The following is a 15,610-nucleotide window of genomic DNA, read 5'->3' on the forward strand; positions in this document are numbered from 1 at the left end:
CGAGTGAAATGGGTGCTATCTGCTACCATGGCGCCTCTGTTACTTCAGGTGTTAGATCATGGCATTTCGCCCTCTTACAGCCAGAGCGCCCGCCGTTCTGCTTCGCGAAGCCAAGCCGCTGAAAGCCATCCTCGGCCATGCCCAACGTCTGGGCCGTCTGCAACGCCTGCTCGAAAGCCAACTGCAACCCGCCGCCCGCGAGCATTGTCATGTAGCATCGTGGCGCGAAGGCAATCTGTTGCTGATTGTCACCGATGGCCATTGGGCCACACGCCTGCGCTACCAGCAAAAACGCCTGCAACGGCAACTGCAGATGTTCGATGAGTTCGCCAACCTGACGCGGATTCAGTTCAAGGTCCAGCCGCCAACGGTGCAGCGCGGTGCAGCCGGGCACACGATGGACTTGTCGACGGATGCGGCGGCGACCATTCAGTCGACCGCCGACGGGATCAGTGATCCGAACCTGCGGGCGGCGCTGGAACGTCTGGCCGCCCACGCCAAAGCCAAATCCTGACCCGAAATCCTGTGGGAGCAAGCTCCCACGGGTGTTATCGGCGTTTGCTGCCACCGAGCAGAGAACCCATCAGGCCGCGCACCAACTGTTTGCCCAGCGAGTTCGCTGCCTGGCGCATCGCCGATTTCAACGCCTGCCCCGCTGCCGTCCCGAGGAACTCCCCGGCCTTGTCTGCCAGGCTTGGCTCCGCGGCTGCCGGTTTGCCGGGTGCTGCTTCACCTTCCGGCGCCAGCCCTTTGCGCCCCATCAGGATTTCATAGGCCGACTCGCGGTCGATCGGCTTGTCATAACGCCCCTTGAACGGTGACCCGGCAATCAGCATCGTGCGTTCGGTCTCGGTCAACGGCCCGATCCGCGATTGCGGCGGCGCCACCAGCACCCGCTGGACCATTTCCGGCGTGCCCTTTTCCTGCAAGGTGCCGACCAGCGCTTCGCCGATCCCAAGCTCAGTCAACACCGACAACGTATCGAACGCCGGATTCGGCCGGAACCCGTCCGCCACCGCCCGCAGGGATTTCTGCTCCTTGGCGGTGAACGCGCGCAGACCGTGCTGGACCCGCAGGCCCAATTGCGCCAGCACATCGTCCGGCAAATCGCCCGGCGACTGGGTGACGAAATACACACCGACGCCCTTGGAACGGATCAGTCGCACCACCTGCTCCAGACGTTCCTGCAAGGCCTTGGGTGTATCGCCGAACAACAAGTGCGCTTCGTCGAAGAACAGCGCCAGCAACGGTTTGTCGGCATCACCGCGCTCCGGCAATTGCTCGAACAGCTCAGCGAGCAACCACAGCAGGAACGTCGCGTAGACCTTCGGCGCTTCATGCACCAGACGACTGGCATCGAGCAAATGAATGCGCCCGCGACCGTCGGCGGCCGGTTGCAGAATGTCCTCCAGTTGCAGCGCCGGTTCGCCGAACAAGGCTTCGGCACCCTGCTGTTCAAGGATGGCCAGACGCCGCAACAGCGCCTGGCTGGAACCGGTGGTAAACAGCGCCGAATCTTCGCCGAGCAACTGCGGGTTGTCCTTGAGGTGATTGAGCAGCGCTTTCAGGTCTTTCAGATCCAGCAGCAACAGGCCTTCGCGATCGGCGACCTTGAACGCCGCGTACAGCGCCGACTGCTGACTATCGGTCAGTTCCAGCAAGGCGCCGATCAGCAGCGGCCCCATTTCGCTCAGCGTGGTGCGCAGCGGATGACCGGACTCACCATGAATGTCCCACAAGGTCACGGGATAAGCCTGAGGCTTGTAGTTGAGCCACGGCATGCCGGCGATGCGCTCGGCGACCTTGCCCTGAGGATTGCCGGCAGCACCGAGACCACACAGGTCACCCTTGATGTCGGCGGCGAACACCGCGACCCCGGCGTCACTGAACGCTTCAGCCAGCCGTTGCAGGGTGACGGTCTTGCCGGTGCCGGTCGCGCCGGCCACCAGTCCATGACGGTTGGCCAGGCGCATCGCCTGAGCGATCGGTTGCCCGGCGAGATCGGCGCCGATAACGAGTTGCGAGGAGTCAGGCATTTGGTCACCCAATAGTTAATCTTTGTCGAGCATGGCCGATAGAGAGGAGTGAGAGACCCGATCAAAAGTCCGGTCCGTGATTTCCCTAAGGAGAGACGGAAATATCACTCAGCTTTCACACCTGCCCATTTTGCGCGCCTTTATAAAAGCACGCCCTGGACATTAAGACCTTAGCGGAACCCCAAGCCATGAACAAAAATCTACGCTTCAGCCATAAAATTTTGCTTGCCGCCGCCCTCATCGTCATTGCCGCCTTCGCCTCGTTCACGCTGTACAACGACTGGCTGCAGCGCAATGCAATCCGCGATGACCTGAACAATTACCTCAACGAGATGGGCGAGGTCACTGCCGACAACATCCAGACCTGGCTCAGCGGGCGCATCCTGCTGATCGAGAACGCGGCACAGAACATCGCCATCAATCCCGAGCCTGCCGCCGTTGCCAGCCTGCTGGAACAGAAAGCCCTGACCTCGACCTTCATGGCTTCCTACCTGGGCGATGCCACCGGTCACTTCACCATCCGTCCGGATGCGAAGATGCCGGATGGTTTCGATCCACGGGTTCGCCCTTGGTATAAAGGTGCCGAAAGCAGCAGCACTTCGACCCTGACCGAACCGTACATCGACGCGGCCACCGGCCAGACCATCATTTCCATCGCCACTGCCGCGAAAAAGGCCGGTCAGAGCGTGGGTGTGGTGGGCGGCGACCTGAGCCTGCAAACCCTGATCAACACCCTCAGCGCCCGGGACTTCTCTGGCATGGGCTACGCGTTCCTGGTCAGCGCCGACGGCAAGATCCTGGTGCACCCGGACAAGGCCCTGGTGATGAAATCGCTCAAGGAAGCCTACCCGCAGGACACGCCGCGCATCAGCAGCGACTTCAGTGAAATCACTGTCGACGGCAAGACCCGCATCGTCACCTTCACCCCGATCAAGGGCCTGCCGTCGGTGAACTGGTACATCGGCCTGTCGGTGGACAAGGACAAAGCCTTCTCGATGCTCAGCCAGTTCCGCACCTCGGCCGTGATTGCGACCGTGATTGCGGTGGCGATCATCATCGCCCTGCTTGGCATGCTGATCCGCATCCTGATCCAGCCGCTGCACGTCATGACCCGCGCCATGGAAGACATCGCCGACGGCGAAGGCGACCTGACCAAGCGCCTGACCATCCAGAACCAGGATGAATTCGGCGTGCTCGGCACGGCGTTCAACCGCTTCGTCGAGCGGGTTCACGGTTCAATTCGCGAAGTGTCGTCCGCCACCGGGCAAGTCAACGAAGTCGCCCTGCGGGTCGTCGCAGCCTCGAACTCGTCGATGTACAACTCCGACCAGCAAGCCTCGCGCACCAACAGCGTGGCCGCCGCGATCAACCAGCTCGGTGCCGCCGCTCAGGAAATCGCCCGCAACGCCGCGCAAGCCTCGACCCAGGCCAGCGACGCCCGAGGCCTGGCCGAAGACGGCCAGCAAGTGGTGGATCGCAGCATCAAGGCAATGAATCAACTGTCGAGCATGCTCAGCGCGTCGAGCAGCAATATCGAATCGCTGAACAGCAAGACCGTGAACATCGGCCAGATTCTCGAAGTGATCACCAGCATTTCCCAGCAGACCAACCTGCTCGCGCTCAACGCCGCCATCGAAGCAGCGCGGGCCGGTGAAGCCGGGCGCGGTTTTGCCGTGGTGGCGGACGAAGTGCGCAACCTTGCCCACCGCACCCAGGAATCGGCGCAACAGGTGCAGACCATGATCGAGGAGCTGCAAGTCGGCGCCCGCGAATCCGTCAGCACCATGAGCGACAGCCAGCGCCACAGCCAGGAGAGCGTAGAGATCGCCAACCTCGCCGGCGAGCGCCTGAACAGCGTGACCCAGCGGATCGGCGAGATCGACGGCATGAACCAGTCGGTGGCCACCGCCACCGAGGAACAGACCGCCGTGGTCGAGTCGATCAACGTGGATATCACCGAGATCAATACGCTGAACCAGGAAGGTGTTGAGAACTTGCAGGCGACGTTGCGCGCCTGCTCGGACCTTGAACAACAGGCTTCGCGCCTGAAGCAACTGGTCGGCAGCTTCCGCATTTAAGCCCCTCCCCCCGGATGTCTTCGCGGTTCAGTCCGCGAAGACATCTTCACCTCCCGCAAAACCTCCCCCACCCCGCCGCACATCCCGACCGAACATCTATTCTGGAGAAAGGTCAACACGGGACATCAACACGCGGAGGGGCACTCACTGTGCATATCGCTGAAACCACGCTGGCGCGCCAACACGGACTTCACACATGAGTCGCGGCATTCTGTTGCTGATCGGTCTGCTGGCGGCGGTGCTGATCCCTTCTTTACTGGGCGGCGGTGAAACCTGGACCCGGCTGCAAGCCTTTCCTCTGCACTGGCTGTCGATCCTGCTGGCCATGATTCTGCTCTGCTGGGGCATCAATACGTTGCGCCTGCGCCTGTTGCTCGGCGATCAGCGTGAGCGGGTCACACCGCTGAAAAGCCTTGGCGTGGTCATGGCCGCCGAGTTCGCGTGGTGCGCCACACCCGGCGGCACTGGCGGGCCGCTGACGATCATGGCGCTGCTGGCCCGCAGCGGTGTGCGCCCGGCCCGGGGCAGCGCAGTGTTTGCGATGGATCAGTTGAGCGACTTGCTGTTCTTCCTGTGCGCGTTGGGCGGGATTCTGATTTATGCGCTGTTCCAGCATCTGAGCGACCGGATGGAATGGTTGCTGACTGTCAGCGCCGTATCGCTGTTCGGCGGGCTGTTCAGTTGTGTGCTGGTGGCGCGTTATCACCGGATGCTGATTCGCTTGAGTGGCCGGCTGCTGGCGCGCATGAACGTGCAACCCGCTACGCGGCGGCGCTGGGCGCGCAAGCTGCTGCATTTTCTCGCGGCGTTCACCGATGCCCTGAAACTACCGCGACAAACATTGTTCAAGGTGTTTGCCCTGACCTGCGTGCATTGGTCACTGCGTTACAGCGTGCTGTATCTGGCGCTGCGCGGGCTGGGGGCGGACGTGCAGTGGGCCTGGACGTTCCTGATTCAGATGCTTTCGCTGGGAGCGGGACAATTCAGCCTGTTGCCGGGCGGTGCCGGGGCGGCGGAATTGACCTCGGCGGCGCTGCTGGCGCCCATGGTGGGTGCCTCCACCGCAGCGGCAGCGATCCTGATCTGGCGGGCGATGACGTTTTACTTCTACCTGCTGGTCGGCGGGCCGATTTTTCTGCTGATGCTCGGGCGTCCGCTGCTCAGGAAGCTGATGAAGGTGCGGCAGGCTTAGCGTCGTCCGGTTTCTCTTCATTGAGCTGTTCCCACAACGCGGCGGCGTCGGGGAAGTCCGTGCCATCCTCCGGGCTCAGGTCATCCGGGTCATAACGGCTAAGGCAGCCTTCACCCAGGGTGGCGGGCGCTTTGGAGGTGGCTTTGTCCAGTGGGTCGCTCATATGAATCCCCTCAAAGTCCGTGAATCGTGGATCGTTCCCACGCTCTGCGTGGGAACGCAGCCCGGGACGCTCTGCGTCCCAAGGCAGACGCGGAGCGTCTGAAGAAGCATTCCCACGCAGAGCGTGGGAACGAGCCTGAATCAGAACACGACGGTCTTGTTGCCGTGCACCAGCACGCGGTCTTCCAGGTGATAACGCAGACCACGGGCCAGCACCATTTTCTCGACGTCACGGCCGAAACGCACCATGTCTTCGATGCTGTCGCTGTGGCTGACACGCACCACGTCCTGCTCGATGATCGGGCCGGCGTCCAGCTCTTCAGTCACGTAGTGGCAGGTCGCACCGATCAGCTTCACGCCACGCAGCGACGCCTGGTGATACGGCTTGGCGCCGACGAACGACGGCAGGAAGCTGTGGTGAATGTTGATGACCTTGTGCGCGTATTCGCGGCACATGTCCGGCGGCAGGATCTGCATATAGCGCGCCAGCACCACCACTTCGGCATCGTGCTGCTTGACCAGGCGCGACACTTCGTCGAAGGCCGGTTGCTTGTCCTGCGGATTGACCGGGACGTGGTAATAAGGAATGCCGTGCCACTCGACCATGCTGCGCAGGTCGTCGTGGTTGGAAATCACGCAGGAGATCTCGCAATCGAGTTCATCGCTGTGCCAGCGGTGCAGCAGGTCGGCCAGGCAGTGGGACTCACGGCTGGCCATCAGCACCACGCGTTTTTTCTGCTCGGTGTCGGTGATGCGCCAGTCCATCGAGAACTCTTCGGCGATCGGTGCAAACTTCTCGCGCAACACCTCGATACCGAAAGGCAGGGAATCGGCACGGATTTCGTGACGCATGAAGAACCAGCCGACCTGATTGTCCGAGTGGTGGCTCGCTTCGGTGATCCAGCCATTGTGGGCCGCCAGAAAGTTACTGACTTTGGCAACGATGCCAACGCGGTCCGGGCAAGAAATCACCAACCGAAAAGTGCGCATGAGGGGGAAACTCCAGAACTTCGCAAAGGCGGCCATTCTAGCGACTACGCCGCAAAACTGCAGTATTGATGAGCCTTGAGCCCCGGCAGGCCTCGCTGCAGTTTTTTTGACGCGGACAACCGTCAGGATGATGGCGCAGTAATAGCCATGCACCAACGGATCTCTGTGAATATCTGTGAAGACTGCATCACATTATTTAACTGAATATTCAATTCAGGGCTTTTCAACGCAACTAATTCAAATAAAAAGCCCGGTTAAATGTTTACTTGATGAAACAGCCTGACTATTATTGCCGCACTGTCCCCTGCCATCGTGCACTCCCAATAAGGTAGTAATCATGTCCTTGATCAACGAATATCGTGCCACCGAAGAAGCAATCAAAGAGCTGCAAGCCCGTTTGAAGAACCTGTCGCAAGACGACAAACTGCAAACCGAGCTGGAATTCGAAGGCAAACTGCGCACCCTGATGGGCGAATACTCCAAATCCCTGCGTGACATCATCGCGCTGTTGGATCCAGAGTCCAAAACCAAGGCCCCACGTGGCGGCGCAGTAAAAACTACCGGCACCAAGCGTGCTCGCAAAGTTAAACAATACAAAAACCCGCACAACGGTGAAGTCATCGAAACCAAAGGTGGCAACCACAAGACTCTGAAAGAGTGGAAAGCCAAGTGGGGCGGTGACGTGGTTGAAGGCTGGGCTACCCTGCTGGGCTAAGCCGCAACCCTTGTCGCAGACCCGTCTGCGACACCAAAAGAAACGCCAGCATCCGCTGGCGTTTTTTTATGCCCGTCGTTCAAGCGACGGGCATGTTCGATTTCAAAGATTCAAACGTTTGCGCAATGCCTGGACATAATTCTGCCATTCAACCAGCACCTCGCGCTGTAATGGCGTGGCACTAAGCAGCCATTGCTCTGCGGCCTCTGTAAAAGATTGCAAGGTATTAGGAGCCCCCCATTCAGGCTCGGACAAGCGCTGCCGACAAAAGATTTGCCAGCGTTCTTGCTCTTCGAAATTCAACGTATCGGGAAAGTTACGTGCTCGATATCGAAACAACAATTCAGGCAAACGTTCGTCATCGAACGGCCATTGCTCTCGCGCTAATTGAGCAGGATCTGCCGTCCTCACTTGCTCACATAGTCGCCGGTCGCGATCACCGATAAATCCGTCGTACAACTGTTGTTCGGGATCTTCACTCGGGGTGAAATCTTCGCTGGCATAAATCGCCGCGACTTTATCTTTCCAAACTTGTTGTGCGTCACTTAGTCGCAATGCACGCGCCTGATACAGCGCCATGTCCAGACCCAGACGCTGCTGATCTTCAGCTCTCAGCACCGACAACGGCGCCACCACCGGGCACTTGTTGATGTGAATAAGCTTGAGCGGCACCGGCAACTCGCCTTCGGCCAGATCATCACGACGGGTATACAGACGCTGACGCAATGTCTGCGCATCCAGGTCGAGCAGGCCCTGCGGGTCCAGGTGCAGATCACAGACAATCAATGCGTTCTTGTTGCGCGGATGCCAGGCCAGCGGCAGCACCACACCGACATAACTGCGCGCGGCCGAGAAGCGGCCGGAAATGTGCACCATCGGCTGCAACAGACGAATCTGATCCATGACCTTCTGCTTGCCACGCAGCTGGAACAGCCAGTCGTAGAGCTTCGGCTGTTTCTCGCGGATCAACCGGGCCAGGGCGATGGTGGCGCGCACGTCCGACAAGGCTTCGTGGGCATTGCCGTGATCGATGTTGTTGGCGGCGGTCAGGCGTTCAAGCTTGAGCGTGACCTTGCCTTCATCATCGGTCGGCCAGACCAGACCATCCGGACGCAACGCATAAGCAGCGCGCACTACATCGATCAGGTCCCAGCGACTGTTGCCGCCCTGCCATTCACGGGCATAAGGGTCGAAAAAATTGCGATACAGGCTGTAGCGGGTCATCTCGTCGTCGAAGCGCAAGGTGTTGTACCCCGCACCGCAAGTGCCGGGAGCCGCGAGCTGGGCGTGAACCCGGGTCATGAAATCAGCTTCGCTCAAGCCGTGCTCGGCGAGACGACTCGGGGTGATACCGGTGATTGCGCACGCCGCCGGGTGCGGCAGGATGTCTTCGCTGGGCTGGCAGTAAAGATTGACCGGTTCGTCGATTTCGTTGAGATCGTGGTCGGTGCGGATCCCGGCCACCTGCAACGGACGGTCACTTCGGGGATTGATGCCGGTGGTTTCGTAGTCGTACCAGAAGATGGAAGTCACGGGCGGTTCCTGAACTGAAGATCGGCAAAGTCTAGGCGTTCGACGGCGGTCACGGCCAGCGCGGCATCATTCAGTCACCTTTGATTGAAGGATGTGTATGACATAGTTATGTCGTTTTCCCCCGAGAGGCTGCTAGCATCGGATTCACTTGCATCCCGATCCGGCAACATCAGGTAGCCCATGCTCGAGACCACAGCACCGCCAAGGAAAGCAACGCTGGCCCCGCCACTGGACACGCGGTATCAGGTCGAAACGCCGGAAGGCATCGACCTGCCGTTGCGTCCCGCCGGCCTGATGGTGCGTGCCGTGGCGTTCACCATCGATCTGGGTTTGCGCGGGCTGATCATGGGGCTGCTGTTCATGCTGCTGGCGTTGCTTGGCAAACTCGGCATCGGCCTGGGGTCACTGCTGCTGTTCGCGGTGAGCTGGTGGTACATGGTGTTGTTCGAAGTCCTGCGACAGGGCCGTTCACCGGGCAAGCAATGGATGGGCCTGCGGGTGGTGCACGACGATGGCACGCCGGTCGGCTGGTCGTCCTCGCTGCTGCGCAACCTGCTGCGTTTTGTCGACCTGATGCCGTTCGGCTATTTCCTCGGCGCCATCAGTTGCCTGCAACACCCGACCTTCAAACGCCTCGGCGACATTGCCGCCGGTACGCTGGTGATCTACAGCGAACGCCCGCTCAAGCGCCCGCAATTGCCTGATGCCGAACCACGCCGCTCGCCAATCCCGCTGACCCTGACTGAACAACGCGCCCTGCTCGCTTTCGCCGAGCGCCAGGGTGAACTGTCGACGGCACGGGTCAATGAACTCGCGGCGCTGCTCGCTCAGCCGTTGCACATCAGCGCACCGAAAGCCGTCGGCGAACTCAACGGCATCGCCCGCGGCCTGTTGGGGCCGACATGAAGCAAAGCCTTTTCGAAACCCGCCACAAGGCCGAATGGGAGCGATTCACGCTTGCCCTCGAACGTCTGGAACGCGGCAAGGACACTTCGCAGGTGGCGGAATTTCCCAAGGCCTATCGGCGACTCTGCCAGCATTTGGCGCTGGCGCAGGAACGTGGCTACAGCAGCTTTCTCGTCGATTCGTTGCAACAACTCGTACTGCGCGGTCATCAACAACTTTACCGTCATCGCAGCCAGCTCGGTGCCAACCTGCTGGGCTTCATCCTGGCGGGATTTCCACGGTTGGTGCGCGCCGAATGGCGCTTCGTACTGGCCGCCGGGTTGCTGTTCTTCGGCAGCCTGACCGGTTTCGGGTTGCTGGTGTACCTGTTCCCGGAGCTGGTCTACAACCTGATCCCCGCCGATCAGGTGCGCGAAATGCAGAACATGTACGACCCCGCCGCCGGCCATCTCGGGCGCTCGGCCGAACGCGCCGCCAGCGAGGACTGGGTGATGTTCGGCTACTACATCATGCACAACATCGGCATCGCCTTTCAGACCTTCGCCAGCGGTTTGCTGCTGGGGGTGGGCAGTGCGTTTTTCCTGTTCTACAACGGCTTGATCATCGGCACGGTGGCCGGGCACCTGAGTGAAATCGGCTTCGGCCAGACCTTCTGGTCCTTCGTGATCGGGCACGGTGCGTTCGAACTCACCGCCATTGCCCTGGCCGGTGCGGCGGGACTGAAACTGGGTTGGGCATTGATCGCGCCGGGACGCCTGACACGCGGTGAGGCCTTGAGACACGCGGCGCGCCAGAGCGTACTGCTGATCTGCGGCGTGATGCTGTTCCTGTTGATCGCCGCGTTTATCGAGGCTTATTGGTCGTCACGCACCGGGGTCAAGCCGCAGACCAAATACCTGGTCGGCGCCGGGCTCTGGCTCTGCGTGGCGCTATATCTGCTGTTCGCCGGAAGGTCCCGCCATGCGCCTGAGTGACGCCACCGTGGTGATCCGCCCGCGCACCTCCTGGGAAGCCATGGACCTGGGCGTGCTCATGAGCCAGCAGCACCGGCGACTTTTGATGACCAGTTGGGCCATCGTCACCCTGCCGCTGTTCCTGTTGCTCAGTCTGTTGTTCTGGGATTCGCCGTCGCTGGCCGTGTTCATCTTCTGGTGGCTAAAACCGGCGTACGAGCGCTTGCCGCTGTACATCCTGTCCAAAGCCCTGTTCGGCGAAACGCCCACCCTGAAACAGACGTTACGCCAATGGCCAAAACTGCTCAAACCGCAGTTGCTGGCGAGCCTGACCTGGCGGCGATTGAGCTTCAGTCGCAGTTTCCTGATGCCGGTGGTGCAACTCGAGGGTCTGAGCGGCATCGCACGCCAGCAGCGTTTGCGGGTGCTGCTGCAACGCAATGCCGGCGCGGCCCAGTGGCTGACGATCATTGGCGTCCATCTGGAAACGGCGCTGTGGATCGGCCTGATGGTGTTGTTCTACCTGCTTCTGCCACAACAGGTCGAAACCGATTGGGACTGGCAAAGCCTGATCTTCGCCGCGGATCACCAATGGCGTTGGCTGGAGCACCTGACCAATGCCTTCTATGCACTGATACTGGTGATCTGGGAACCGATCTACGTCGCCTGCGGTTTCAGCCTCTACCTGAATCGGCGCACCGTGCTCGAAGCCTGGGACATCGAACTGGTGTTCCGCCGCCTGCGCCAACGCCTGAACAGCAGTGCACTCGGTTTGCTGCTGGTGGTGTGTCTGTTGCTGCCGGGGGTGCCCTCGGCATGGGCTGCCGACCCTGCCACCGCCCCGGATGCGCCACGACTCTTGAATCAGCCACTGACCAGTCAGGCATCCCGCGACAGCATCAAGGCCTTGCTTGAACAACCACCCTTCAAGAACAAGGAAACCGTCACCCGTTATCGCTTTGGCGAAGACCCCGCCAACACCGAAAAACCCAAGGACGGCAAGGCACCGCAATGGCTGAAAACCTTGCTGGGCTGGCTCAACGGCCAGCACCTGAACGGGCTAGCCAAGGCCATTGAAGTGCTGCTGTGGGCCGTGGTGATTGGAGCGCTCGGCTGGTTGATCTGGCGCTACCGCGAATTTCTGCAAACGTTCGTCAGCCGTCGCCCGCAACAGCCCGAGCGAATAAAGCGCCCTGTGCCACAGCAAGCCTTCGGCCTCGACCTGAGCCGGGAAACCCTGCCCGACGACATCGCCGCCAGCGCCGAGCAACTCTGGCAAACCCAACCCCGTGCGGCGCTCGGCCTGCTGTATCGGGCGTTGCTCAGTCATCTGCTGCACGATTTCAACCTGACCCTGAAACCCGCCGACACCGAAAGCGAAGTACTGGCACGGATCGAACAGTTGCAGCGTCCCGACTTGCTCGCCTACAGCCGTCACCTCACGGGCCATTGGCAGAACATGGCCTACGGGCACCGCGTACCGGCGGCGCATCTGCAACAGGAATTGTGTGACGGCTGGCGGTCCTTGTTCGGCCGTGGAGTTGCCCGTTGAACCGGCGTGCACTCTGGCTGGTCGGCGCGCTGATCGTCGCCCTGTTGGGCGCATTGGGCGTTTATCTGTACCTCAAGGCCACGCCTTATCAGGCGGTGGTCGATCACGGCCCTTCCCCCGCCGCGCAAGCCAATCCTTATCTGGCGGCGGAGATGTTTCTACGCGGTCGCGGGATAGCCGTCAGTCATGCCGAGAGCCTCGCCGTGTTACCCGAGATCGACCCTCGCCGCCACACGCTGCTGCTGTTCAACGACCGCTCGAACATGACCCCGCGTCAGGTCGATCAGGTCTTGAACTGGGCCCGGGCCGGTGGGCGGCTGGTATTCGTCGCCGAATCGATCTGGGATGAAAAGACCGGCCAGAGCAATGACCTGCTGCTTGACCGCGTGCAACTGCATCAGTCCCTGAGCAAGGATCTGAAGGATCCGCCGCCGGATGCCGACGAAGACCCCTACCCCAACCTGACCAAGCTTTATCTGGAAGACGAAGACGCCCCCGCCTACGCCGGATTCGACACCGCGTTCCACCTCGACGACCCGAAAAACCTCGCCCAGGCCTGGGCCAACAGCGCCCGGGCCACGCACATGATGCAACTGCCCTATGGCGTCGGCTCGATCACCGTGGTCACCGATGCCGATCTGTGGAAAACCCCGGCGATTGCGCAACACGACAACGCGTGGCTGCTCTGGTATCTGAGTGCCGATACCACTGTGACGCTGCTGTACAACACCGAACACGACGGTCTGCTGACCTTGCTCTGGCGCTATTTCCCGCAGGCCATCGTCGCTCTGCTCGCGTTGATCGGACTGTGGTTGTGGCATGTAGGCGTACGCCAAGGCCCGGTGCAGGCGCCCGCCCCAAGTGGTCGTCGACAGTTGATGGAACACCTGCGCGCCAGTGCCGATTTCATCCTGCGTCAAAACGGCCAACAGACCTTGCTGCAAGCGTTGCAGCAGGACGTCCTGCGCCGCGCCCGTCACCGTCATCCCGGTTTCGACCAACTGAACGTCGCCGAACAATGGCTGGCCCTGTCACGCCTGACCCGCCAGCCGACCCGTGCCATCAGCCAGGCCCTGAGCCCGGCACCGAAGCGGCGTATGTCCAGCGCCGAATTCTGCCGTCAGGTCGCCCACCTGCAAGCCTTGAGGAACTCGCTATGACCGAACACATCGAACCCGGCTCGCCCGGCCACGCGGCCCAGCAACGCCAGCGCGCCAGCCAGTTGGCCCAAACGGTGCGCGGTGAATTGCAGAAGGCGCTGATCGGCCAGAACCCGGTGATCGACGACGTGCTGACCGCGCTGATCGCCGGCGGCCACGTGCTGCTCGAAGGCGTTCCCGGCCTCGGCAAAACCTTGCTGGTACGCGCCCTGGCCAAATGCTTCGGCGGCGAGTTCGCGCGCATCCAGTTCACCCCGGACCTGATGCCCAGCGATGTCACCGGCCACGCGGTCTACGACCTGCAAACCGAGCAGTTCAAACTGCGCAAAGGCCCGTTGTTCACCAATCTGCTGCTGGCGGACGAGATCAACCGCGCCCCGGCCAAGACGCAAGCCGCCCTGCTCGAAGCGATGCAGGAACGTCAGGTCACCCTCGAAGGCCGGGCCCTGCCGATTGCCCAGCCGTTCATGGTGCTCGCCACGCAAAACCCGATCGAACAGGAAGGCACCTATCCCCTGCCCGAAGCAGAGCTCGACCGCTTCATGCTCAAGGTGCGCATGGACTACCCCGACGCCGATCAGGAGCTGGACATGGTGCGTCAGGTCACCCGCTCGACCCGAGCCGACATGCTCGACGTGCAACCGCTGCGCACCGTGTTGCAGGCCAAGGACGTGCAAGCCCTGCAACGTATCGCCAGCGATCTGCCGCTGGACGATCAAGTCCTCGATTACGCCGTACGCCTCGCCCGCAGCACCCGCACCTGGCCTGGGCTGAGCCTCGGCGCCGGGCCACGCGCCTCCATTGCACTGGTACGTTGTGCCCGCGCCCGGGCTCTGCTGCGCGGCGGCGAATTCGTGATTCCCGACGACATCAAGGGCTGCGCACTGGCGGTGTTGCGCCATCGTGTACGCCTTGCACCGGAGCTGGACATAGAAGGGCTGCAAGTCGATCAAGTCCTTCAGCAACTGCTCGACCAAGTACCGGCGCCGCGCCTGTGAAACCCTCGCGCCTGCTGTTGATCTGGCTGGCGATCCTGCTGGTCATCGGCATTGCACTGGGCGCGTTGCAGGCGCTGGACGTCGAGGTGCCATCGAGCCTGCTGTCGATCAACTGGGGATTGTTGCTGGCGCTGTTTGCGCTGAGCCTGCTGGACGCGCTGCGTCTCAAGCGCCTGCCCTCGCCCCGCGTGCAACGACAGATGCCCGGCAGCCTGGCCCTCGGTCGCTGGAGCGAAGTGCGGCTGGAGGTCGAACACGATTTCGACCAGCCACTGGCCATTCAAATTTTCGACCACGTACCCGACGGCCTGAGCTTTGAACACCTGCCGCTCAATATCGAGCTACAACCCGGCCAACACAGCCAGATCGGCTATCGCCTGCGCCCGCTCAAACGCGGCCACTTCACCTTCGAAATCTGCGAACTTTACCTGCCGAGCCCGTTCGGCCTGTGGTCCGGCAAACGCCTGCTGAACATCACCGACCACACCCGCGTCTACCCCGACTTCGCCCGCCTCTACGGCGGCCAGTTGCTGGCGGTCGACAACTGGCTCAGCCAGCTCGGCGTACGCCAGCGCCAACGCCGTGGCCAAGGGATGGAATTCCATCAGCTGCGGGAATTTCGCGAAGGCGACAGCCTGCGCCAGATCGACTGGAAAGCCACCGCCCGCCACCGCACGCCGATTGCCCGGGAGTACGAGGACGAGCGGGATCAGCAGATTGTTTTCATGCTTGATTGCGGTCGGAACATGCGCAGTCAGGATGGGGAGCTGTCGCATTTTGATCATGCGTTGAATGCGTGCCTGCTGTTGAGTTATGTGGCGTTGCGGCAGGGGGATGCGGTGGGCTTGTCGACCTTCGCCAGCGAGCAGCCGCGGTTTATTGCACCGGTCAAAGGTACGGGGCAGCTCAAGGTGTTGCTCAACGGTGTTTATGATCTGGATAGCACGCGACGTTCGGCGGATTATCCGGCGGCGGTGGATCAGTTGTTGGCCAGGCAGAAGCGTCGGGCGCTGGTGGTGTTAGTGACTAATGTGCGGGATGAGGTTGATGAAGAGCTGCTGACTGCCATGACACAACTGGGCAGGCAACACCGCGTACTCATCGCCAGCCTGTACGAAGAAAGGCTCGAAGACGTGCGGCTGACTCCGGTTCAATCGCTGACGGAAGCGCTGGCCTATTGTGCAACGGTGGATTACTTGAACGGCACGGCAAGACTCCATGAGCAGTTGAGGACTCATGGAGTACCGATCATCAATGCCCGGCCCACCGAACTGGGTGCCGAGTTGGTGGCCCGATATCTGGCCTGGAAAAAAGGCGAGGCCTTGTGACTTCCGA

At 61.3% G+C, this 15,610-nt stretch carries 14 protein-coding genes and 1 pseudogene; 11 read left to right on the forward strand and 4 right to left on the reverse strand.

Annotated elements, in window-relative coordinates:
• Window positions 1–58 precede the first annotated feature (58 nt).
• Window positions 59–514, forward strand: coding sequence for a DUF721 domain-containing protein (locus AC07VV_RS21765; protein ID WP_096818322.1), 456 nt, complete (start codon window positions 59–61; stop codon window positions 512–514).
• A gap of 34 nt (window positions 515–548) precedes the next feature.
• On the opposite strand, the gene AC07VV_RS21770 is transcribed toward AC07VV_RS21765, so the two are convergent.
• Complete coding sequence (locus AC07VV_RS21770; protein WP_495037437.1) at window positions 549–2,036, reverse strand: helicase HerA-like domain-containing protein; 1,488 nt, start codon at window positions 2,034–2,036, stop codon at window positions 549–551.
• A 188-nt stretch (window positions 2,037–2,224) separates the two neighbouring features.
• Here AC07VV_RS21770 and AC07VV_RS21775 point away from each other — a divergent pair.
• The 3 genes and pseudogenes from AC07VV_RS21775 to gpgF all read left to right on the forward strand — a co-directional run.
• Window positions 2,225–3,256, forward strand: a pseudogene (locus AC07VV_RS21775) (HAMP domain-containing protein); the annotation flags it as partial.
• 93 nt (window positions 3,257–3,349) lie between these two features.
• Complete coding sequence (locus tag AC07VV_RS21780) at window positions 3,350–4,114, forward strand: methyl-accepting chemotaxis protein (RefSeq protein WP_495037549.1); 765 nt, start codon at window positions 3,350–3,352, stop codon at window positions 4,112–4,114.
• A gap of 196 nt (window positions 4,115–4,310) precedes the next feature.
• A complete protein-coding gene (gene gpgF / locus AC07VV_RS21785; RefSeq protein ID WP_495037438.1) occupies window positions 4,311–5,306 on the forward strand; it encodes a glucosaminyl phosphatidylglycerol flippase in 996 nt (331 codons plus the stop codon).
• Here the strand turns inward: gpgF and AC07VV_RS21790 are convergent.
• Both AC07VV_RS21790 and purU read right to left on the reverse strand, forming a co-directional pair.
• Complete coding sequence (locus AC07VV_RS21790; protein ID WP_495037439.1) at window positions 5,275–5,469, reverse strand: hypothetical protein; 195 nt, start codon at window positions 5,467–5,469, stop codon at window positions 5,275–5,277. The genes gpgF and AC07VV_RS21790 overlap by 32 nt on opposite strands.
• Before the next feature lie 140 nt (window positions 5,470–5,609).
• Window positions 5,610–6,458 (reverse strand): formyltetrahydrofolate deformylase, encoded by an 849-nt coding sequence (purU, locus tag AC07VV_RS21795; RefSeq protein ID WP_007912774.1) that lies wholly within the window; start codon window positions 6,456–6,458, stop codon window positions 5,610–5,612.
• A gap of 337 nt (window positions 6,459–6,795) precedes the next feature.
• Here purU and mvaT point away from each other — a divergent pair, with 337 nt between their 5' ends.
• Entirely contained in the window at window positions 6,796–7,173 is a 378-nt protein-coding gene (mvaT, locus tag AC07VV_RS21800; RefSeq protein WP_007933316.1) for a histone-like nucleoid-structuring protein MvaT, read from the forward strand.
• Window positions 7,174–7,275: 102 nt separating this feature from the next.
• Here mvaT and sbcB read toward each other — a convergent pair whose 3' ends face one another.
• Complete coding sequence (sbcB, locus tag AC07VV_RS21805; RefSeq protein ID WP_495037440.1) at window positions 7,276–8,706, reverse strand: exodeoxyribonuclease I; 1,431 nt, start codon at window positions 8,704–8,706, stop codon at window positions 7,276–7,278.
• Window positions 8,707–8,886: 180 nt separating this feature from the next.
• On the opposite strand from sbcB, the gene AC07VV_RS21810 reads away from it, so the two are divergent.
• The 6 genes from AC07VV_RS21810 to AC07VV_RS21835 are packed head-to-tail and all read left to right on the forward strand — an operon-like array spanning window position 8,887 to window position 15,603.
• Window positions 8,887–9,612: an RDD family protein gene (locus AC07VV_RS21810; protein WP_495037441.1), complete on the forward strand. Its 726-nt coding sequence runs from the start codon at window positions 8,887–8,889 to the stop codon at window positions 9,610–9,612.
• On the forward strand, window positions 9,609–10,586 hold the full coding sequence (locus tag AC07VV_RS21815; protein ID WP_495037442.1) for a stage II sporulation protein M: 978 nt from the start codon (window positions 9,609–9,611) through the stop codon (window positions 10,584–10,586). Before AC07VV_RS21810 ends, AC07VV_RS21815 begins: the two co-directional genes overlap by 4 nt.
• Window positions 10,573–12,117, forward strand: a complete 1,545-nt coding sequence (locus AC07VV_RS21820; protein ID WP_495037443.1) for a DUF4129 domain-containing protein — start codon at window positions 10,573–10,575, stop codon at window positions 12,115–12,117. The genes AC07VV_RS21815 and AC07VV_RS21820 overlap by 14 nt, the downstream gene beginning before the upstream one ends.
• On the forward strand, window positions 12,114–13,277 hold the full coding sequence (locus AC07VV_RS21825) for a DUF4350 domain-containing protein (RefSeq protein ID WP_495037444.1): 1,164 nt from the start codon (window positions 12,114–12,116) through the stop codon (window positions 13,275–13,277). The genes AC07VV_RS21820 and AC07VV_RS21825 overlap by 4 nt, the downstream gene beginning before the upstream one ends.
• Window positions 13,274–14,275, forward strand: a complete 1,002-nt coding sequence (locus AC07VV_RS21830) for an AAA family ATPase (RefSeq protein WP_495037445.1) — start codon at window positions 13,274–13,276, stop codon at window positions 14,273–14,275. The genes AC07VV_RS21825 and AC07VV_RS21830 overlap by 4 nt, the downstream gene beginning before the upstream one ends.
• A complete protein-coding gene (locus AC07VV_RS21835) occupies window positions 14,272–15,603 on the forward strand; it encodes a DUF58 domain-containing protein (protein ID WP_495037446.1) in 1,332 nt (443 codons plus the stop codon). The genes AC07VV_RS21830 and AC07VV_RS21835 overlap by 4 nt, the downstream gene beginning before the upstream one ends.
• The last annotated feature ends 7 nt before the right edge of the window (window positions 15,604–15,610 follow it).

The organism is Pseudomonas sp. GW821-FHT02C04, assembly GCF_059421845.1.